This window comes from Streptomyces sp. NPDC091292 (genome assembly GCF_044757265.1).
In the GTDB taxonomy this organism is placed as follows: domain Bacteria; phylum Actinomycetota; class Actinomycetes; order Streptomycetales; family Streptomycetaceae; genus Streptomyces.
In genome coordinates, this window is sequence record NZ_JBIVUQ010000037.1 from 41,969 (window position 1) to 60,866 (window position 18,898).

General features: G+C 67.4%; 21 protein-coding genes and 1 pseudogene. 13 read left to right on the top strand and 9 right to left on the bottom strand.

The genetic code is table 11. The features are described from left to right. Positions 1-56 precede the first annotated feature (56 nt). From ACIQNU_RS42950 to ACIQNU_RS42970, 5 genes are all read right to left on the bottom strand, one after another. Positions 57-1,082, bottom strand: coding sequence for a nucleoside-diphosphate kinase (locus ACIQNU_RS42950; protein ID WP_401377952.1), 1,026 nt, complete (start codon positions 1,080-1,082; stop codon positions 57-59). A gap of 23 nt (positions 1,083-1,105) precedes the next feature. After that, the gene (locus ACIQNU_RS42955) at positions 1,106-2,128 is read right to left on the bottom strand and encodes a thymidylate synthase (RefSeq protein ID WP_401377955.1); all 1,023 of its coding nucleotides are present in this window, start codon (positions 2,126-2,128) and stop codon (positions 1,106-1,108) included. 86 nt (positions 2,129-2,214) lie between these two features. Further along, entirely contained in the window at positions 2,215-2,622 is a 408-nt protein-coding gene (locus tag ACIQNU_RS42960; RefSeq protein ID WP_401377957.1) for a hypothetical protein, read from the bottom strand. A gap of 16 nt (positions 2,623-2,638) precedes the next feature. Beyond that, positions 2,639-2,938, bottom strand: a complete 300-nt coding sequence (locus ACIQNU_RS42965) for a hypothetical protein (RefSeq protein WP_401377960.1) — start codon at positions 2,936-2,938, stop codon at positions 2,639-2,641. A 245-nt stretch (positions 2,939-3,183) separates the two neighbouring features. After that, positions 3,184-3,879, bottom strand: coding sequence for an ATP-binding protein (locus ACIQNU_RS42970; RefSeq protein ID WP_401377962.1), 696 nt, complete (start codon positions 3,877-3,879; stop codon positions 3,184-3,186). Between the two features lie 176 nt (positions 3,880-4,055). Here ACIQNU_RS42970 and ACIQNU_RS42975 point away from each other — a divergent pair, with 176 nt between their 5' ends. Further along, on the top strand, positions 4,056-4,865 hold the full coding sequence (locus ACIQNU_RS42975; RefSeq protein WP_401377965.1) for an SDR family NAD(P)-dependent oxidoreductase: 810 nt from the start codon (positions 4,056-4,058) through the stop codon (positions 4,863-4,865). A gap of 24 nt (positions 4,866-4,889) precedes the next feature. On the opposite strand, the gene ACIQNU_RS42980 is transcribed toward ACIQNU_RS42975, so the two are convergent. Continuing rightward, positions 4,890-5,963, bottom strand: coding sequence for a hypothetical protein (locus ACIQNU_RS42980; RefSeq protein WP_401377967.1), 1,074 nt, complete (start codon positions 5,961-5,963; stop codon positions 4,890-4,892). Between the two features lie 524 nt (positions 5,964-6,487). Between ACIQNU_RS42980 and ACIQNU_RS42985 the strand changes: the two genes are divergently transcribed. From ACIQNU_RS42985 to ACIQNU_RS43040, 12 genes and pseudogenes are all read left to right on the top strand, one after another. Further along, positions 6,488-8,008, top strand: a complete 1,521-nt coding sequence (locus tag ACIQNU_RS42985; protein ID WP_401377970.1) for a radical SAM protein — start codon at positions 6,488-6,490, stop codon at positions 8,006-8,008. Positions 8,009-8,024: 16 nt separating this feature from the next. Continuing rightward, complete coding sequence (locus ACIQNU_RS42990) at positions 8,025-8,702, top strand: hypothetical protein (RefSeq protein ID WP_401377971.1); 678 nt, start codon at positions 8,025-8,027, stop codon at positions 8,700-8,702. Continuing rightward, entirely contained in the window at positions 8,699-9,523 is an 825-nt protein-coding gene (locus ACIQNU_RS42995) for a hypothetical protein (protein ID WP_401377972.1), read from the top strand. Before ACIQNU_RS42990 ends, ACIQNU_RS42995 begins: the two co-directional genes overlap by 4 nt. Continuing rightward, a complete protein-coding gene (locus ACIQNU_RS43000; RefSeq protein ID WP_401377973.1) occupies positions 9,516-10,358 on the top strand; it encodes a PfkB family carbohydrate kinase in 843 nt (280 codons plus the stop codon). The genes ACIQNU_RS42995 and ACIQNU_RS43000 overlap by 8 nt, the downstream gene beginning before the upstream one ends. Positions 10,359-10,381: 23 nt before the next feature. Continuing rightward, complete coding sequence (locus ACIQNU_RS43005) at positions 10,382-11,335, top strand: nucleoside 2-deoxyribosyltransferase (RefSeq protein ID WP_401377976.1); 954 nt, start codon at positions 10,382-10,384, stop codon at positions 11,333-11,335. Continuing rightward, positions 11,332-11,832 carry a hypothetical protein gene (locus ACIQNU_RS43010; protein ID WP_401377978.1) on the top strand — a complete coding sequence of 167 codons (501 nt, stop codon included), beginning with the start codon at positions 11,332-11,334 and terminating at the stop codon, positions 11,830-11,832. Before ACIQNU_RS43005 ends, ACIQNU_RS43010 begins: the two co-directional genes overlap by 4 nt. Positions 11,833-11,916: 84 nt before the next feature. Next, a complete protein-coding gene (locus ACIQNU_RS43015; protein ID WP_401377980.1) occupies positions 11,917-12,222 on the top strand; it encodes a MazG-like family protein in 306 nt (101 codons plus the stop codon). Positions 12,223-12,659: 437 nt separating this feature from the next. Further along, positions 12,660-13,244 carry an RNA polymerase sigma factor gene (locus ACIQNU_RS43020; protein WP_401377983.1) on the top strand — a complete coding sequence of 195 codons (585 nt, stop codon included), beginning with the start codon at positions 12,660-12,662 and terminating at the stop codon, positions 13,242-13,244. After that, complete coding sequence (locus tag ACIQNU_RS43025) at positions 13,225-14,016, top strand: hypothetical protein (RefSeq protein ID WP_401377986.1); 792 nt, start codon at positions 13,225-13,227, stop codon at positions 14,014-14,016. Before ACIQNU_RS43020 ends, ACIQNU_RS43025 begins: the two co-directional genes overlap by 20 nt. Before the next feature lie 417 nt (positions 14,017-14,433). Then, complete coding sequence (locus ACIQNU_RS43030; protein WP_401377988.1) at positions 14,434-14,700, top strand: helix-turn-helix transcriptional regulator; 267 nt, start codon at positions 14,434-14,436, stop codon at positions 14,698-14,700. Between the two features lie 417 nt (positions 14,701-15,117). Further along, positions 15,118-15,975 (top strand): annotated as a pseudogene (xerC, locus tag ACIQNU_RS43035) (tyrosine recombinase XerC); the annotation flags it as partial. 340 nt (positions 15,976-16,315) lie between these two features. After that, positions 16,316-16,717 carry a hypothetical protein gene (locus ACIQNU_RS43040; protein ID WP_401378002.1) on the top strand — a complete coding sequence of 134 codons (402 nt, stop codon included), beginning with the start codon at positions 16,316-16,318 and terminating at the stop codon, positions 16,715-16,717. Positions 16,718-16,744: 27 nt separating this feature from the next. Here the strand turns inward: ACIQNU_RS43040 and ACIQNU_RS43045 are convergent, their stop codons facing one another. The 3 genes from ACIQNU_RS43045 to ACIQNU_RS43055 all read right to left on the bottom strand — a co-directional run bounded on the left by ACIQNU_RS43045 (position 16,745) and on the right by ACIQNU_RS43055 (position 18,647). After that, the gene (locus tag ACIQNU_RS43045; protein WP_401377991.1) at positions 16,745-17,263 is read right to left on the bottom strand and encodes a SixA phosphatase family protein; all 519 of its coding nucleotides are present in this window, start codon (positions 17,261-17,263) and stop codon (positions 16,745-16,747) included. A 54-nt stretch (positions 17,264-17,317) separates the two neighbouring features. Further along, positions 17,318-17,548: a hypothetical protein gene (locus tag ACIQNU_RS43050; protein WP_401377994.1), complete on the bottom strand. Its 231-nt coding sequence runs from the start codon at positions 17,546-17,548 to the stop codon at positions 17,318-17,320. A gap of 247 nt (positions 17,549-17,795) precedes the next feature. After that, a complete protein-coding gene (locus ACIQNU_RS43055) occupies positions 17,796-18,647 on the bottom strand; it encodes an IS5 family transposase (RefSeq protein ID WP_401377996.1) in 852 nt (283 codons plus the stop codon). Between the last annotated feature and the right edge of the window lie 251 nt (positions 18,648-18,898).

The window sequence follows — 18,898 nt, forward strand, 5'->3', positions numbered from 1 at the left end:
GATGTCGTCAGGGACCAGGATCGGTAAGTCACGGCGTCGACGGGGCGCGGGGACGGTCATGGTGTCTCCAGAGGACGAGGGGGAGCAGCGTCCGCACTGCGCGGCGCGGGAAGAATCAGGTCCCGGCGCCCGGCTCCGTACCAGGTGCCGAAGTCACGGCGGGCCGCGCCGGGGTCGTCCGAGGTATGTACGAGGTTGCGCACGAGACGCTTCTCGGCGAGCGCGGTGGCAAGGCTGTCGTCGCCCAGGTCACCCCGGATCGTGCCGCGCGCAGCGTGTGTCGGGTCGAAGTGGCCCAGGAGGTCGCACAGTTGGGCGTGCATGCCGGGTTCGCCGTGCGCGAGCGCCACAGTGACCTGGCGGCCGGCGTACGCCTCGTCCAGGCAGGCGGGGATGTCCCGGTCGGGGAACCAGTCGGCGTCCACGAGCAGATCCCAGTAGTGCACATGTGCCTGCCACGGCCGCACCGTGACCTCGCACCGGTTGGTGACCGTGACACCCCCGGCGGCGATCCGCTCCAGCACGGCATCGACCAGGCCGTGCTCGACGGCGTCCGGCTTGCACAGGATGACCGAGCACCACTCGAAGTCGCCGACCCGCAGCGAACGCCCGGCTCCGTACCAAGTGCCGAAGTCACGGCGGGCCGCCGCAGCGTCGTCGGAGGTGTGTACGAGGTTGCGCACCAGGCGCCCGCCCAGGGCGGCGGCGGTGAGGCTGTCGTCGCCGAGGTCACCCCGGATCGTGCCGCGCACGGCCTGCGTCGGATCGGTGTGCCCGATCAGACGCCGCAACCGGCCGTGGACGTCAGGCCCGCCGTGCGCCAGCGCGACCGCCACCCGACGGCCGGCATAAGCGGCGTCGATGTACGCGGGCAGATCCGGCGGGAAACGGCCCGGGTCGGCCAGCATGTCCCGGTACGCGACGTGAGCCTGCCAAGGCTCGGCCACCAGTTCCGTACGCGCCACCACGGACAACCCGGTCCGCTCGATCCGCTCCAGCACGGCGTCGACCAGGCCGCGTTCGACGGCATCCGGCTTGCACAGGATGACGGCCCAGCGGTCGAAGTCGACGCCGTCCACCACACTGCCGCTCCTCGGCTTCCGGCTCACCGGTGTCCCCCGGTGCTCGCGGCGCAGGCCGGCCAGCGATGACCGGCCAGCCAGCGCAGGCCCGGGTGCAGCGCATCGAGTACGTCACGGCTGACCGTGTCGGTCCGGTCGTGCTCGATCTGCCGGTGGACCTCGAACAGCAGGATCGCCTGCTGCCAGTACGGGTCCACGTCAAGGGCGGCGATGTCGCCCGCGCTGTACCGCGTCTTGTTGGTACGCAGCAGCTCCTCGTGTTCGAGGACGCGGGCGATGGTGGCGGGCGTGGTCGCCGCCGGCATCGCGGGGAACGGGAAGTGTCGTGGGCTTCCTCGCTCGTCCGCCTCCTCCAGCACCCACTTTACCCGCTCGGCGTCGCGGTCGTTGACGTGCGCCGAGCCGATGAAGTGGGTGTACGAGCCCAGTTCCAGGCCGAGTTGAACGGCCGCGTACTCCTGGATCACCGTGAAGGAGAACACGTCGCTGAGCAGGCCACAGTCCAAGTCGTTGGCTCTCATCTGGCACACCATGTGCAGGCGCCCGCCGCGCGCGAGCAGATGCAGCCCGGCCAGGCACGCCATGTCGGGGTTGTCGCCGACGGCCAGCTCGGACGCGGAGAAGACGGGAAGGTATCCGCGCTTGCTGTCGGGCTCCGTGCGCAACAGGTCCAGGACCCGGTCGAACGGCGCGACGGTGTCGCCCGCGGCCGGATTGAACAGAGTGTGGCCGTAGGCGGAGCCGCCGAGATTGACGCCGTCGGGTGAACTGGAGCCCATGGACGGCGCGTAGTGGCCGATCATCTCCAGATCACGGCGGCCGGCCAGGTACCAGAGCGCTTCGGCGAACTGGAAGACCGGGTTGGCCTTGCGCGCCGCCAGGTACGGGAGCCTCTGACGGGGATCAGGCAGCCGGAAGGCGACACCGATCACCTCACGGGCAGCGTTGCCCCGCGCCTCGATGTGCTGCTCGGGGGCGGTCAGGACCAGTTCGAGCAACGCGAGGTACGCCCCCTCCAGGCTGCGGAAGGTCGGTGCAGTGAGCATGGGCTCTCCATCTGATACAGCCGCAGATGTGGGTGGTGGACAGGACGGTCGATGCGTCGCCGGTTCGGTCCGACAGGCGGATAACGTCAGACGTTTCGTGGAATGGGGCAGGCGTCGAGGTGCCCGGCGAACAGCGAGCAGGCGAAGTCAGGATGAGAGGAGCGGGTGCAATCGGAGAGCGCGACCACCTCGCTCAAGTGGCCAAGCCATCGCACCCAGACCACTTGGTCGCCGCCCAAGTAGCGGAGGATGCGGTGGTGCGGGCCCCGGTGGCGGGGAGGCAGAGTGCACCAGGAATTCAAGGTGATGGTTTCGTCCGCACCCGGGCCGGCGACGATGGCGGATACGGCCTCGATCTGCTTCGCAGTGAGGTAGTGGCCCCGCCGGGCGCAGACCGCAACGCTCTCGCCCGTATCGATCAGACGCTGGGCCAAGACCTTCGCATAGGCCGGATCGCTGATGACACGCTGAAGCGTGTCTCTGTCGAACTTCACGGCGTGACCCGCATCGTCAACGGCCCCGGATCGTGTGGGCCGCGATGACGGCGGCGAGTAACCAAGTGACGCTGAGGTAGGTACCGAGCACATGGACCAGTACGGGGTGCTCCCGGCGCAGTGCCCTGAGCGCGGCGAAGCCCGTCTTGCCGTCGGACCGCGCACGAAAGCCGAGGAACGAGACTTCTACGGACGACTGGTGCACCGACTGGTCAGGGGCATCCTCCATGAGGATGCCGATAAGAGTGTGCGGCTCGTAGTCCTTGCGCCGGGAGCGCTGGGCGCGGATGCGGTGCACGGTTCGGAAGCGAGACATCGTCGATCGGCTCTTTCGGTGGTTGCGGTAGGTCGGCATGAAGCCGCAGGTGCGGCAAGTAGGCGAGGGCGCTGAGCGGGCCCCAACGGGGTTCTGGCGTGGCGGTGAGCCGGGTGGTCTTTCAGCGATGAGGGCTGGACCCTCCGACGGATCGGGCCCGAAGCAACCACTCCTCCGGAGGGCGTGGAGGCCGCGCCCGCAGGAACCGCTCGGTGCCGGCGCCTGGCAATCCGCACCAACACGACTCAGATGCTCCTGACGCCTACGAGCACACGGCCGATCAAGTTCGGGTCGACGTGTGCAGCCCTAGGCTGCCCGGGACCGGCTGTTGTAGGTGGGCCGAGCGAGCGCGTCGGCCCCTCGTCCTCCCCCACTCGACCGGCAGGGACAAGACCCACCTCGGCCCACACCACCTTGCCGGGCATGCTGCCGCGAGTCGGATAGTGGCCCCAGCGCCTGCTCATCGCCGCGACGATGAAGATGCCCCGGCCCCCCGCCGCCTCGACGCCAACCTCCTTCAGCACGGGCGGCCTCGTGTCGCGGTCCCACACCGACACCCTCACGGCGTCGCCGATGATCTCCAGGGTGAACTGGAAGGTCCGCACCCTGCTCCGTACCGAGAACAGGGAGGCGTCCTTCTCGCCCTCCTTGGGGTGCTGAACGGCATTCGTGGCCAGCTCCGACACCAGAAGCTGCACCGTGTCAACGGTGTCGGAGTGCACGCCCCAGCAGGACAAAACGTCTGCGGTGTGCAGCCGTGCCAAGCCGACAGCGTTGGGGGTATCGGCCAACGTAAGACTGTTACGCGGGTGTGGTGCCTGGGACATGGTGTGCCTCCCGGTGGGGAGAGGAGCGCGGGGGGTGCGTTCGCCGGCTCTCGCTCGTTTCGTGACGGGACCGCCGGCCCCGGGTTCGGCGGTTGAGCAAGCGGCAGGCGACATCCCGGGATCGCGCCGTCTGCGGATCCGCGGAACCGGCGCCGGTTGATCGCCGACCTCACGGTTGTCCCCGGACCGGGTACGTCGATAAGGGAACCGCTCCAGCGGCCCGGTAAGAAGGGAGCACAGAGGATGTCTCCCGACACGCGGGTCGGCACGGTTGGTGAAGGGTTGTACGGATGACGAGCGCAGGGTCTGAACAGGGACAGCCAGCGGCAAGGGGACGATTCGAGGGTCGCCGCATTGTGGTGACGGGCGGTTCCAGGGGGCTGGGCGAACACGTCGTGCGCCTGCTGCTGTCGGAAGGAGCACGCGTGGCGACATGTGCCCGGAAGCCTGAGCCGCTGGAGGCGCTGCGCCGTTCCCTCAATGCGCCGGAAACGCTGTTCACTCGCCCTCTGGACGTCTCCGTGCCGGAGCTGCTGGAGCGGTTTGTGGACGAGGCCGCGTCAAAGCTGGGCGGCCTGGACGGTGTCGTCGCCTGTGCGGGGGGCGCGCGTGGTCGCGGAATCGCCGAGGCAACGGCTCAAGACTGGTCGGCCACGTGGGAGGTGAACGTCGGCCATGCTGCACGGCTGGTCGCGACGAGCGCCCCCCACCTGCGGGCGGCTGGTGGCGGCCCGATCGTCGTGGTGGCCTCGGTCTCCGGTTGGAAGCCGGGACCACAGGCTCAGTACGGCGCGGCGAAGGCGGCCCAGATCCACATGGTGTCGTCGCTGGCGAGGGAGTTGGCCGTGGACGGCATCCGCGTGAACGCGGTCTCGCCGGGGTCGATGCTCATCCCGGGCAAGCGGTGGGACCGCATGCGTCAAGAGGACCCGTCGGCTTTCGACCGCTTCCGGGCAGAGTTTCCCGGGGGTGACCTGGTGCGTCCGGAGGAGGTGGCGGACGCGATCGCGTTCCTGCTCTCGGACCAGTCCCGGGGGGTAACGGGAGTCAATCTCCCTGTCGACAAGGGGCAGAACGCCCCCACACCGAAGGGTTACTGACCGACGACCGGCGGTCTGGACCGGTCAGGCCGCAGCGCCGAGTATGGGCCTGGCATTGCGTTCGAATTCGCGCACGATCGGCTCGCCCCGGTGAGGAACAAGACGTGCGCGGAAGTCGCGCAGGGCCTGGACGGATCGCTCGCTGTGAACGCCGCTCAGCAGACCCAGGGCCTTGTCGGCGGTGCCGACTGCCTCGTCCAGCCGGTCCTGTTGGAGGAACGCCGTGGCGAGTACCGAGCGGCTGATCGCCTGGCGGCGACGCCGGTCGCCGTTCGCCTCCACCGACGCGTTGGCGAGGCGCTCGGCCGCGGATGCCTCGCCGAGGTCGCGGTGGACCAGGGCGGCCTCGGCTTCCAGATAGTGGTGGTCCAGGAAGCGGACCCACGGCGATTCCTCGGCCGGCCCGCGGCTGATGTCCAGCTCCTTGTCGGCCGCACTCAGAGAGGCCGTGGCCTGACGGGATTCGCCGCGAGCGGCGTAACCGCGGGCAGCCATGGCGTGCAGACGCATGAGTCCGAGCGGGCTGCCCGCCGACTTGGCAGTCGCGATGCCCGCTCGGGCGAGCGAGACTCCTTCGGCCGGGTTGCCGAGGCTGGTGGCAAGGTGGGACATGCCCGCCAGGATCTGTCCGCCGAGTACCCGGTCACCGCCTTCGGCGCACAGCCGGAGCGCCTGGATCATGTACCGCTCCGCGAGTCCGTAGTCGGCGGTGTCGTACGAGCACCAGCCGGCGGTCGCCGCCATCTTCGCGGCCGAGGTGTACAGGAGTCGGCGCTGGTGGGTGGGCATGCCGCGCTGCTGCAGCATGGGGGCGAGCTGGGTGCTCAGGTAGTGCACGATGCTTGCTCGGACTCCGCCTCCGCCGAAGCGGTTGTCCATCTCGTCGAACATGTCGATCATGGCGTGGACCTGCGCGACCGGGCCTCCATCGGCCACAACAGCCAGGCGGGGAGCCTGATCGTCCTCAAGGAGCCAGAGAAGCCACTGCCGCTGGGGGTCCATCAGGGCCGTCGCGACGAACGGCACCGCCCCGAGGAGGCTGCGCCGCGAGATGTCGGTGGAGCCCAGCTCCGCGAGCGTGTGCACTGTTTCACCCACGTCTTCACGGTACGTCAAAGCCCTTGCGACGACAGGGCGCTGGGGTTGCTCCGGGAGACCGATGTCAACAGGAGTGACACGGCGGCCCAAGAAGTCGGCCAAGGCAGCGGCGACAAATTCCGGGGCGCGATCACGAGGGGTCATTCCATGCAGCCACCGGGTCACTGAAGCCTTGTCATAGCGCGTGACGACGCCCTGTAGCGCGGCCAGTTCGTTGACCCTGCGTGCGAGTGCAGCATGCGAACGACCGGATTCCAGAATCACAGCCGCGAGCGCGGCGTTGGGCTTGTCGGTCCCCCTCGCACTTCCCATGCGTAGATGATGCCTTGTTGATCACTCTCCGTCCCAGTCTTTGGACACAGGGCCATATAAATACAACCCCCGTACAACCGAACAACCCTGTTGCCCCCTCCTCGGTAGCCGCGTTGGCGCTGAGACTGAGAGGGCTGCGGGCCGACGGCCCCTTCCCGGCGGGGACGCTGCTGGAACGTCCCCAACGCCTTCAGCACCGGAGGGAGAACACCATGCAGCCAGTAGTGGTCTTGGACTGCTTCACCGTCGAACCGAGCGGTCTCGGCGTACCGCCATACCTGTCGACCTACGTCCGGAACGCCTGGTCCGCGCTGCGGCGGGCAAGGCCGGAGGCGGACGTGCGGTACGTGACCATCGACGATGTCCGGTGGTGTCTGGCGGGCGGCAAGCCCACTGTCGAACCACCCTGTAGCGATCCGTTCACCTACTCGACAACGGCCAACCGCGACGCCGCCATTCAGCTCCTCCGGGATGCCGAGATCGTCGTGGTCGTAGCTGGCGACGCGGTTCCGTCCGTCCATCTGCACGCCGTGAACGGGTCATTGGAGGAAATCGCCCGTGCGCTCGCTTGCACGCGAGGCCGTCGGTACCTGCTCGGACCGTTGTCCACCTACGCCCTCGCCGCTCCTGCGGAGTACGCAGGGCTGTTCGACGCCGTGCATACCCACACCGTGACCTCCGGCGACCTTCTGCTCGGTAGCCGTCGCCCCGCCGACTACGGGCAGATGTGGCGCGAGCGCGATTCGTTCACCGGCCTGGTCGAGCAGATGCCCTGGCGCCCCATCGCCGAGTTGGAGCTGTACCGCGGCTGCACCCGGCGCAAGTTCTGCGACTTCTGCAACGAGCCGGCGAAGTCACCCCTCGTCGCCTTCCGCGAGGTCGACGATGTCGTCACCGAGGCTGCCCAGCTCTACACGGCGGGGGTCCGGAACTTCCGACTCGGCCAGCAGACCTGCTTCTTCTCCTATCGCAACCGGGACGAGGACGCGATCCGCGCCCTGCTCGGCGGCATCCGGGAGCGCTGCCCCGAGCTGGAGGTCCTCCACATCGACAATGCGGACCCCCTCGCTGTGGCCGCTCCCGTCGGTCTGCGCATCGCGAAGCTGGTGGCGGACTACTGCACCGAGGGCAACTGTGCGCCGATGGGGATCGAGAGCTTCGACCCGGCAGTCATCGAGAGGAACACCCTCACCTGCACGCCCGAGATCCTGAAGCGCGCCGTCGAGCACGTGAACGAAGCGGGTGCCGCCCGTGGTCCTGGTGGTCTGCCGATGCTCCTTCCGGGCCTGAACCTGATCTATGGTCTGCCCGGAGAGACCCACGGCACCCACGTGGCGAACCTGCGGGGCCTGGCGGAGATTCTCGATGCCGGGCTGCTGTGCCATCGGACGAACGTCCGTCTGGCGCGCGCTTTCCCCGGTACCCCGCTGGCCGCGCTCGGCAAGCTGGAGCCGCTGCCGTCGGCGGAGCACTTCCCGTCGTGGAAGGCGGACATCGACTTCACCTGGGACCAGCCGATGAAGGAGCGGGTCTACCCGACCGGTCTGCGCGTACCAGGTCTCCACTCGTACTTCATCGACCAGGGCGGCACCTGGTGGCGGCGATTGGGCTCGTACTCCATCCAGATCGTCGAGCGCGACGCGGCGGTGCCGCTCGGCACCACTGGCGACCTGGTGGTGACAGGCCATGCTCCTCGCAAGATCTACGGAGAACGTGTTGCCTCAGCTTCCTGATGGGACGCTCGCGACGTTGGCAGCCCTGGACGCGGCGGCGGACCGCACGATCCGCGCGGGGCTGCTGCTGCCCTGGGCCAACGTCGCCGTGGAGACCGAACTTGCCCGCCTCGGCCTGCGCCGCACGTTCTTCCACCACGCGCGACTCGTACCCGAGTCCAGGACGACGGCGATCGACGCCTCGTTCTGGCACGGACTGCGTGAGGCATCAGCGCAGGCGCTGGACTCTTTGTCCCATATTCCGCTCGACGTGGTGATGCTGGCGTGCACATCAGCGGGCTTCACCGACGGGCCGCCACTGCCGCCCGGCGTGTTCACCGCCTTCGACGCCCTCGTGCAGGCTCTGACCGAGGCAGCCGTGGCGCGCGTGGTACTGGTCACGCCCTATCCCACCCTGGTGACCGAAGCGGAAGGTGCGGCGCTCGCTGAGGTCGGCGTCGAGGTCCTGGCTCATGCGAGCCTGGGCCTGACCGACGGCTACCCGGAAGTCACCACGGATCAAATTCGCGCCCTGGTGCGGCAGATACCGGGTGACGCGGTCGGGTCCGCCGAAGCGGTGGTCCTGTCGTGCACCGGGTGGCACACCCTGCCGGTGATCACGCAGCTGGAGCACAACTTCGGGAAGCCAGTGCTCTCGTCCAACCTCGCCATGGCACTTCTGGCCGCCCGAGCCCGTGCTGGAGTCGGTTCATGACGATCGAACGTGTAAAGGCGAAGCCGCTGGAGGTCAGGCGCGTCCACCGGCTGGTCGCCCGCGCCGCCGGCCTGCCGGCTGTGCGGGCCGAGGTCGAGGCCAATCACGACGAGAACCGGTGGTGGCCGACGTCTATCAGCGATCCGCGCGTACGAATGCTCGCCGCCGGTTGGTCCACCCGGGTCTCCTATCGCATGGTGGAGACGTACGCCCGAGTGATCACATCGGCGGATGCCCATGGCTTCGACAACCTCGCTGCGGCCACTGACGCCGAACTGGCCTCACTGGTACGTCCCATCGGTCTGCCGCAGGCCCGGATCGACTACCTGCGCTCCCTCGCCGAACTTCTCCGTGGCTGGGAGAAGGAGGGGACCAACCCGACGGCGCAGTCAGCCGACTGCGACACCCTGGTCCTCGACTTCGCCGCACGGGTGCGAGGTGCGTCCTACAAGGTCGCCCAGTGCGCACTGCTCACCGCGCGCGGGTATCACTGCGGCATCATCCCGGTGGACTCCGGCATGGTCACCAAACTGGCGCCGGCATTGGGCATCGCCCTTCCGTCGGGAGCGGTGGCTCATGAACGCATGCGGCACATCCTTGAGGCGGCCGTACACGCCCACTCGGCCGAGTTCCGCTCGCTGGTCACCGACAACGAGTACCGGGTCACCATCCCCGAAGGGGTTGTGCCGACCTGGTGGGTGCATCTCGTCCTGATCTACTTCAAGCGCCTGTACCTCAACGGTCCCGCCTCACAGCTCTGCCGTCGGCGACCGGTGTGCACCAAGGTCGTCGACTGCGCACACCGCACCCGCCATGAGTGACCTCCTGGGGGTGACCACGGAACGGCTCGCCGTGATCGGCAACATCAGCCGGGACCTGACCCGCTATCCCGACCACCGTGGTGGAACCCGGCTCGGCGGCGGTGCTCTGCTCCTGTCGTTGGCGGCGGCGAAGGCCGGCCGCCGGGCGGCCCCGGTCTGCGTTCTCGGAAACGATCTCGCTCATCTTCCGGAGGCGCCGGAGCTGTCCGCGCTCGACTGGTCGGCACGGACCCAGGCCGACGGCAAGTCCACCGCCTTCGACCTGGAGTACGACCTCCAAGGCGAGCTGGTGGGGGTGGGCACGAACTATGGCGTGGCCGAGGAGCTGACCGATCATGCGCTCAGGCACATGGACCTGCACCCGCGCGACACCTACCACGTCTGCTGCCGCCGCCCGCTGGACGTGGCGGCAGTGCTCGGCCGACTCGCGGGGAACGCCGCCGACTTCAGCGTCGACTTCTTCCTGCCGAGCGCGGAAGCAATGATCCGCGCCACCGCCCGCTGGCTGCCGAAGGCGACGACCGTGTTCGTCAACGCCGCCGAGTACCGGCTCCTGGAGCAAGCGATCGATTGCGCCACGCTCCCGGAGGTGGTCATCACCGATGGCCCCCGGGCCGCAGTGGTTCGCCGCTTCGGGCATCAGGTCGCTTCCGCCGTTCCGCCGCCGCGTTCTCCGCGCGAGGTCTCCGGCGCCGGAGACGCCTTGGCCGGGACGTTTCTGGCCCGTCGATGGCAAGGTGCGACGACTGCCCAGGCTCTGGCAGAGGCGACAGCCGCTGCGGCCGACTACGTCGCGGCCCCTCCTCTTCCGATCCCCGCGCCCCGCCGCGGCTGACCCACCGACTTGGGGGCCTTCCGGTGTCCATCTACGTAGCCCACCGACTCTTCTCCGCGCATGACCGTGCGCTCGCCGCCGGCCTCGCCGACCGAATCGCCGCGAAGGTCGGCCCCGATCGCGTCTTCCTGCCGTTCTGCGACACCGACGAGGAGGACTTGGTCGCCGAGGTCAAGGGGCGCCGTCTGTTCGAGCTGGACCGCGAACGCCTCGCCAGTCTCGACGCCATGGTCGCCATCCTGCACGGCCCGAGCCTTGACGACGGGGTCTGCATGGAGATCGGGCACGCCGCTGCTTCCGGTGTCCCGGTCATCGTGCTCACCACCGACTTCCAGACCTACTCGCTGTCCGAGGCCGGCCCTCACCTCGACTTCCCCGACCCCCTGCTCCAGGCTGTAGCCACACGCGTCGTGCGCGTCCCCAAACTCGGACCACCGACTCCGCCGCCAACTCAGACCGAGTCACGCTTCCAGAGCTTCCAAGCACGCAATGCGGCCCAGACGATCACGGCACTCGATGCGACGGTCGACGCACTGCTCGACCTGCCGGATGACACTCCGCGCCTCGTAGGTTCGCCCGCGGTTATCGGCGCGCCCGTGTATGTCGAGGCGTCGCCGTACACGGCATGGGGCCGAGATCACCTGGCCAAGGCATGTGTGGATGTCGGCCACACCGTGGTGGTGCCCCAGCGCTTCACCGCGCCGGACCCTGTGGCGGGGGCCCTGGCCGATCTGACCGCGGTTTGCTCGGCTGCCCGGCTGCTGGCCGACGTCTCCGGCCCGGAAACACCCCCGGGAACCGCCCTGCTCATCGGCGCGGCTGTGGCCAGCGGCGTACCCGTCGCGGCCTTCCAGCCGCGCCCGACCTTCACCCACGCCCACGGCCGCGAGCCCAACTGGCGAAACCTCATGGTCCAGTACGCCGCCGACGCGCACCTCGACAACCGCGACGCCGTCATGTCCTGGCTGGCCACATGAACCTTGACGAGATCGCCGGCGAGTACCAGACCCTGGTCCTGGAAGGCTGCGACGGAGTCGGCAAGAGCACGCTCGGCGCACGCTTGTCGACACACCACGGCTTCGTCGTCGTGCACTCCCCGAAAACTCCCGATCACCTCGACCTGGTCGGCCGCTACCGGAACATCCTCGCCGGGACCGGACGGATCCTCTTCGATCGCTGCTTCATCAGTGAGCTGGTCTACGGCCCTCTCCACCGAGGCCGTTCCCGGATCAACTGGAGCCAGGCGATCGACCTGGCCGAGAGCGTCATCGAGCGAACCGGCGTACTGGTGTACCTGACCGCGCCACCAGCCGTCATACGCCGACGCCTTCTCGCGCGCGACGGCGAGGCGGTCAGCCTGGAGGAAGTCTCCGCCTTGGCGGCAGGCTACGAGAGGGTCTTCTCCACGCTCGCCGACTACACCCGCGTGCTCACCCTCGACACCACGACCCTCGAACTCCCCTCAGCAGGATGACCGCCTGCCGAAGCCGGCCCGCCCGGCACACCGCTCCCGCTAGGCTTCGGGCGCACCTGCCGTACCGCCGCCGCTGGAGGAGTCTTGGAGATCGGGGCCGCCCAGAAGCTCGCCTGGGAGAACAAGACCCATAAGGGGTTCAACACCACCGACGTGGCACTGGAGTTCGGCCTTCTCACCGCCGAGGTCGGCGAAGCCTTCACCGCCTGGCGCAAGCACCTGCCCGACCTCGGCGAAGAACTGGCCGACGTCTTCCTCTACCTGACGGCCCTCGCGGAGATGAACGGCGTCGACCTGGACGCCGAAGTCGTCCGCAAGATCGAGAAGAACACACGCCGCACGTACGAGCGGAACGAGCACGGCGCGCTGATCCGGACGAGCGACACGTAGGTCTTCCCGCCACTCGGTTGACGCCGCTCCAGGCGGCAAGACCGCAGCCTTCACTTCTGCCGTTGCTCTGTGTCCTGATCACGAGAGTTCTCATGAACACAGTCGCCGTGATCGCACTGGGCAACTCGGAGACAAGTAACCGAGCAGTAGCGGCGAGTGAGATTTTGAAGTCACCCGATGCACGTTCAGACGCTCCCGGTCGCTTTCAAAGGGAGAGGGCCAATCGCTCTCCGGCGCTGAGCGCGACGCGCCGTACGGGCAACGGAGGGGACCTGAAGGTTCGTGATGAATCACTCCATGGGTGACTGGGCTGCGGGCGCGCTGATGACCGGGGTGTTCGGCGCAGATGCGTGGTTACTGCTGCGCCGTACCGCTATGGCTGGTGTGCGGCTGGGGAACGCCGAGCTGGCCCGGACCGCGGCGTTGCGACAGGCGGGATGAACGACAGTGACCGCGAAGTCCCCAAGTCACCTGACTCGCACGGTTTCCCCCATGCTGGCCGCCGACTTCTGCGCTTTCACCAGCTTTGCCGCGTCCGGTATATGCGCTGGGCCGAGGCCCACTTGGGCTCGCGAGCCGATGCCGAGGAAGCCGTCGACAGTGCATTCGAGCAGTTGGCCATCGACTGGGTTCATGTGCTCCGGCAGCCGGTGCCGGAGGCGTACGCGTGGAGGGTCGTCAAGAACCGCACGATCGATGCGGCCCGAGGCCGCAGCCGACGTCCCTCCGTCGTAGACGTGGCCACATTCGAGACCCGTGCCTTGCACTGGGCTGTTGACCCGATCGGCGAGCTGGAGGAATCCCTCAGCATCTACCAGGCGATCAACCAACTCCCGGAGCGGCAGTTCGACGTGATCGTGCTGCGCTACTGCCTCGGCTACGACACCTCGGAGACAGCCGATGTCATGGGAATCACGGTTGCCGGGGTCCGCTCGACCGCCCGCTACGCCAAACGGCGCCTGAAGCAGAGTCTCGGACTGGATGAGGACGAGAGGAGGCTTGATGAGCCCGTCGCCGATTGAAGGGACCCTGGCCAAGGCACGACTGGAGGACACCGTGTACAGCACCGAGGACATCGAGGCGGCCGAGCAACGCATTACCGCGCGCGTCGCCGACCGGCTGCTGCACGGCGCCTTGTCCTTCGACGACGACATGAGGTCGGCCCGCGCCCAGACCCTTCGGACACACAGCTCTGACTTCGCGACCTGGCAGCCGGAGGAGAAACTGCGGACCGACGCGGCCGGTGCCTTGCGTGCCCTGTGCCGGAGCCTGGTGAGCCAGCCGGACGCGCTGCATCAGATGGCCTCGTTCGTCGGACACCGCGTCCTTGACCCCGACGGGGCCGTCATCCTCGGCTGCGTCCTGCAGTTGGCCGCCCGCGACGACAATGCCCGCTTCTGGTGGCAGTTCGCCGCCGGCGCGGGCGAGATGTCGGCAGCCTGCTGCCTCTACCTGCACCACCTCTCTCTGGGAGAGACTCCTGAAGCCGACTGGTGGCGCGACCAGATGATGCCCGACAGTCCCGTAGAACCAGTTCCGGAACCACCCATGCCCACGGGCAGGGCGTGGGAGGACATCCCGTGGACTTCAACGACCTGGACCCGGATGGTCATCGGCCTGGAGGACGACCCGCCCACGGCCACGGTCACGTGGAAACACGTGGTCCTTCCCCAGGCCGCTGCGGCAGTGGTCAGCTACGTGCCGACAGCGATCGAGTACGTCGACGACGTCGAACTCCCACTGCCGACGGCCGGCTTTGCCGAACGCATCGGAGAACTGGCAACCCGTGCTTGAATGACGCCGTCGGAGGGCCGGGCAGCTTCGAACCTCCAACTGGCGCATAACCACAGCTCATGTCGAGCAGTCGGCATCATCTCTTCACTCGGCAGGCAGTAGTCACGGTGTGCGACAACCGCAGAAAGTGAACACACCAGGACCCGCGCCAATCTGCGGTGCGGGATTCTGGTGTGGGGTGCCGTGGGGGCATTCCCCGGAGTGACCGTACGTCGACTGGAGCCCGGAAACGGCGGACGGCCACAGTGAAACTCGGGTGTCCCCAGACCCTACGTCTGAGGTGAAAGTCCCTACCGAAGTGTCATCAGAGCTGCACCAGTCGACACCACCGTCTACCAGAAAGCCCCGGCCCGGCCAAGTCGCCCTTTCTCCGGATCCTCACCCTGTCGCCACGTTCACCACGACAGGAGTACACCCGTGCCGCAGGGCAGCCACGCATCTGAGACCGCCTTCCTGAATCTCCCGAAGGCCGCCGAGTATCTGGGCATCTCCCCCAACACCCTTTATGTCTGGCGTCATCGCCGCCAGGGGCCCCCGAGCTTCCGCATGGGCCGACGCGTGATGTATCGCATCACGGCCCTTGACGCATGGGTGCGTGCCCAGGAACAGGCCGATTCACGCTCCAACTCCGCCCTGAACCCCCTGGCACAGAAGCCGCAGCGGCGTTTGAAATCCGCCCGGTAGCACGGCATGGCCAGACGAAAATCTCCTGCAAGAACCTTCGGCAACGGGGATAAGGACCTGCTGCGGAATGCGTTACGAGCAAGCAGCTCGTGACCGACGCATCACCTGGAGGGCATCACGATGGCCGGCTACATAGAAGACCGCTGGCTCAAGAAGCGGCCTGACAAGCAGACCGGTAAGAGGGAACGGACGGCCCTATTCGGTAAGGGTCAGCGTTATCGGGTAAAGGGAATCCCGGGGGTCCAGGACCGTTCGTTCGAAACCAGCGAGGACGCCAAGCAGTGGCTCGCCAGCGCGAAGACCGACACCAAGCGCGGCGAGTTCATCGACCCACGCGACGGTCAACTCTCCCTCACCGAGTACATCGTCGACCACTGGTGGCCGAACCGGACGGATGAGCCCTCGACGGAGGGGCCGATGCGCAGCCGCATCTGGAACCACATCATTCCGCTCCTGGGGGACCTCTCTCTCCGCGAGATCGACGCGGCGGCTCTGCGATCTTTCTCTGCCGCTCTCCTGGCCCGGGTCGAGGGCTCGACGGCCGAGGTGATCTGGGGCCATCTCTCGACCGTCCTCGCCAGTGCCGTAGACGACAAACGGCTGCTGCGGAACCCCATCAAGGTCCACAAGAGCGTCAAGGCTCCACGGCGTACACAGAAGAAGGCGAAGGCGTGGACCCGGGGCATCGTCGACGCCGTACGCCCCCATCTCCAGGGCCGCTACCAGTTCTCGGTCGACCTTGGTCTCGGTCTCGGTCTACGACAGGGAGAAGCCTTCGGCCTGGCCGAAGAGGACTTCGACTTCGAGGCGGGCGTCGTACACATCAGGCGCCAGCTCAGGTGGGACATCAAGGGGCGACCGTATTTCTGCCTCCCTAAGGGCGGCAAGGCACGTAGCGTGCCGCTGCCCTCCAATCTCGTAGCCCGAGCACGGGATCACTTCCGCCGATTCCCCTCTACTTCGTGCACGTTGCCGTGGCGGAACCCAGAGCCCCCGACCAACGCCCTGGAGAAGCGGCAGCGGAAACCGATCACGGTGCAACTGGCACTCACGACTTCACACGGCAACCGCATCTATTACCGAACGTGGAATGACAAGACGTGGAAACCCGCACTGGCAGCAGCCGGTCTCATCCAGGCTGTGGGCGAGAAGGTCCGCCGAGATGGCGGCAGGATCCGGCGGACTCCGATCTACGTGGCATCCCGCGAGGACATGTTCCATGTGCTGCGGCACACCTACGCCAGCGTGCAGCTGGAGGCCGGCGAGTCGATCGTGAGCCTGTCCACATGGCTGGGTCACGCCTCACCGAAGATCACGCTGGATCACTACGCTCACTTCATGCCCGGCGCTGGTCGGCGCGGCCTGGACGCGATGGACTCATGGCTGGAGCAAGATCAACCGCAGATTGTCCCTGAGAAGTCCCTGCTGACAGCAGGGGATCAACAAACTGACCCCGAATCCGCAGGTCAAGGAACTGATCGCGTCTGGGACCAGCATGAACGTGAAGTACAAGGAAACGGCACGGGGCGGGCTTGCGGTGAACATCATCGAGTGCTGAGAGTGCGCATCGGCGCCGAAGTCGACCTTCTGTCCGGGCCGCTGCTTGACTGCGCGCATGGATGCGATCAGCACGACCGTGTTTGTCTTCGCCTGCGGGTTTTTGTTGGCGGCTTGGCGCCTCAATGGCCGACAGGCCAACGTCACGGCCAACCTCATCGACGGGCGGCGGATCAGGATCCTGTGCGTCCTGAAGGATCCCCACGCACCTCGATGGACACGTGGACACTTCGTCATCGAGTCCGGGACGTGGACATGGGAGCCGGGTGCGCGGCAGGACCACCCGTTGATGCTGCCTTCGGATGTGCGACCTGTACGTATGCGACCTCCGACCCGAAAGGAGGCGCGCCTCAATCACCGCTTCCTGGTGATGGAGTGCACCTCCGACGAGGGCGACATCTTGGTGGCCGCGCTCCACGGACAGATAGAGCACGTGTTCATGGCTCTGACCCGCGGATGACTCCTCGTCCGTACGGACCTGGGCTTCCTACGCGTGAGGGGACCAGAAGGCGACCATTCGCCCGACACCGTGCTCAACGGCCTTCCACGAGCCGTTGAAGGTGAGTACGGCGATCGCGGAGGTGGGGAAGCCGCTGCGGTTCATCCGCGCCAGCAGGTCGCCCTCCGCTTCGCCGGCAAGGGCATCGGCGAGGGCATGCGCGCCTGGGTTGTGGCCGATGAGAACCAGGTCGGCGACGTCGTCGGAGACCTCGTTCAGGACAGCGATCAGCTCGCCGAGCGATGCTTCGTACAGGCGCTCGTCGTACACCGTTCTGGGCCTCTGCGGCAGCTCCGACGCCGCGAGCTTCCAGGTCTCGCGCGAGCGTGCGGCCGTGGAGCACAGCGCCAGATCCGGCGTGATGCCCGCACCCGCGAGCCAGCGGCCGGCGAGGGGAGCGTCCTTGCGGCCACGGTCGGCGAGCGGGCGCCCGTGATCGTCTTCGTCGGACCATTCGGACTTGCTGTGGCGGAGGATCACGACGCGGCGGGGGGTTTCAACACTCATAGCCACCAAGGCTGACACCCGGACGGCCTGCGGCCGGGGCGAACGGCCCCGGATTCAGCCGATCGGATTGCCGAGCGCCGAGTCGACCTTCTCGCTTACGGCGACATCGTCGGGCACCGGCTTCTTCGAACGCCGGGGGCAGGAACGCCATGCCTTCGCCGGGGTGTCGCCGATGCCGAAGCGGATCGTCCGGCTTCGGGCTCGGGGGCGGGACTTCGATGCCGCCTGGGGAGACGCCGGGGTGAGCCCACCAAGCCTTGCGGGGCCGACGCTGCTCCACCGCATATGACAAGCCCGCGCATTCCTCGGGCTCCGACCCCACTCGACGTGCACCGCACCGCTGCCACCGAGGCCGTACACCGCGCCGCCCGCAGCCACACGCCGGCTTCGGCACAGTACGGTTCGAGCAATTCCCCGCCCACCCTCGGAACCAGGCCGCTGACCGGCCCGCCGACCCCGCGTCGAGGGTTCCCGGCCTGGCAGTCGGAAGCCCCTCGCAGAACGGCAGGCTTAGAGGGCATCTGATCAACGTTCAGGCCGGTGTGGGCTGGATGTCCGTTTCGAATCGCCAGGTTGGCGTGGATTCTCCCGTGAGCTCGCGGGCCATTTTGTTAGCCATCGCCCAGTGGATCATCGTCCGTGATCTCTGCGGCAGCGCTTCGTAGTCCCGCGCGAGGCGGCGGTGCTGCATCAGCCAGCCAAAAGTCCGCTCAATCACCCACCGCTTCGGCAGCGGCTCGAAGCCCTTCGCCCGGGGCCGCTGCACCACCTCCACATCGATGCCCAGCCCGGCGCCGTGATTGAGGACGCTGTTCTGGTAGCCGCCGTCGGCCCAGACCTTGGTAACCGTGGGGTGTGCCGCAGCCAGGTCGTCGAGCAGCAGCTTCCCTCCGGTGGTGTCGTGCACTGACGCGGCGGTGACGAGGACGGCCAGGACCAGGCCGAGGGTGTCCGTGACCAGGTGCCGCTTGCGCCCTTTGATCTTCTTGCCGGCGTCGATGCCCTGGCTGCTCTCGGCGACGTTTCCCGAGGTCTTGACGCTCTGCGCGTCCACGACGGCGGCCGTCGGTTCCGCGCTGCGGCCGCCGGCCCTGCGGGCCTTGTCCCGCAACAGGTCGTGGACCTGCTCGGTCGTCCCGTCCGCCTCCCACTTCGCGTAGTAGTCGTACACCGTCTTGTACGGCGGGAAGTCGTGCGGCAGGTACTCCCACGGGATACCGGTGCGGTTGACGTACAGGATGGCGTTGACGATCTCCCGCAGATCGTGCACCCGGGCCGCCGTGCCAGGACCCGTTCGCCCGGCACGCCAGACGACGAAGACCGGCTCAATCAAAGCCCAGCGGGCATCGGACACATCACTGCGGTACGGACGACGCTCATTCACACACCTGGCAACGACCACCAACACCATCAGTCACAAAATCATCCTGAACTACCCGCTATCCAGATCAGATGCCCTCTTACTGCCCCACGGTCAGCGACCAGCGGACAGTGGAAGGGGCGGTCACGGAGACCGTTCCTTTCTTTCTGGGCTGCTTAACTAAGGGTTGTCCCGTAAATGATCTTCAATCGGTTTCGGGTGAGGTCGGCCGTTGTACGGGGCTACCGGCCTATCCGGCGTGGGCGAGGTTGTGC

What these genes read in the sequence shown, in the direction of transcription:
- ACIQNU_RS42955 (WP_401377955.1), bottom strand. Translation starts at nt 2,128, where the DNA reads ATGCTCACTGCACCGACCTTCCGCAGCCTGGAGGGGGCGTACCTCGCG.
- ACIQNU_RS42965 (WP_401377960.1), bottom strand. Translation starts at nt 2,938, where the DNA reads ATGTCTCGCTTCCGAACCGTGCACCGCATCCGCGCCCAGCGCTCCCGG.
- ACIQNU_RS42970 (WP_401377962.1), bottom strand. Translation starts at nt 3,879, where the DNA reads ATGTCGCCTGCCGCTTGCTCAACCGCCGAACCCGGGGCCGGCGGTCCC.
- ACIQNU_RS42975 (WP_401377965.1), top strand. Translation starts at nt 4,056, where the DNA reads ATGACGAGCGCAGGGTCTGAACAGGGACAGCCAGCGGCAAGGGGACGA.
- ACIQNU_RS42985 (WP_401377970.1), top strand. Translation starts at nt 6,488, where the DNA reads ATGCAGCCAGTAGTGGTCTTGGACTGCTTCACCGTCGAACCGAGCGGT.
- ACIQNU_RS42995 (WP_401377972.1), top strand. Translation starts at nt 8,699, where the DNA reads ATGACGATCGAACGTGTAAAGGCGAAGCCGCTGGAGGTCAGGCGCGTC.
- ACIQNU_RS43000 (WP_401377973.1), top strand. Translation starts at nt 9,516, where the DNA reads ATGAGTGACCTCCTGGGGGTGACCACGGAACGGCTCGCCGTGATCGGC.
- ACIQNU_RS43010 (WP_401377978.1), top strand. Translation starts at nt 11,332, where the DNA reads ATGAACCTTGACGAGATCGCCGGCGAGTACCAGACCCTGGTCCTGGAA.
- ACIQNU_RS43020 (WP_401377983.1), top strand. Translation starts at nt 12,660, where the DNA reads ATGAACGACAGTGACCGCGAAGTCCCCAAGTCACCTGACTCGCACGGT.
- ACIQNU_RS43025 (WP_401377986.1), top strand. Translation starts at nt 13,225, where the DNA reads ATGAGCCCGTCGCCGATTGAAGGGACCCTGGCCAAGGCACGACTGGAG.
- ACIQNU_RS43040 (WP_401378002.1), top strand. Translation starts at nt 16,316, where the DNA reads ATGGATGCGATCAGCACGACCGTGTTTGTCTTCGCCTGCGGGTTTTTG.
- ACIQNU_RS43045 (WP_401377991.1), bottom strand. Translation starts at nt 17,263, where the DNA reads ATGAGTGTTGAAACCCCCCGCCGCGTCGTGATCCTCCGCCACAGCAAG.
- ACIQNU_RS43050 (WP_401377994.1), bottom strand. Translation starts at nt 17,548, where the DNA reads ATGCGGTGGAGCAGCGTCGGCCCCGCAAGGCTTGGTGGGCTCACCCCG.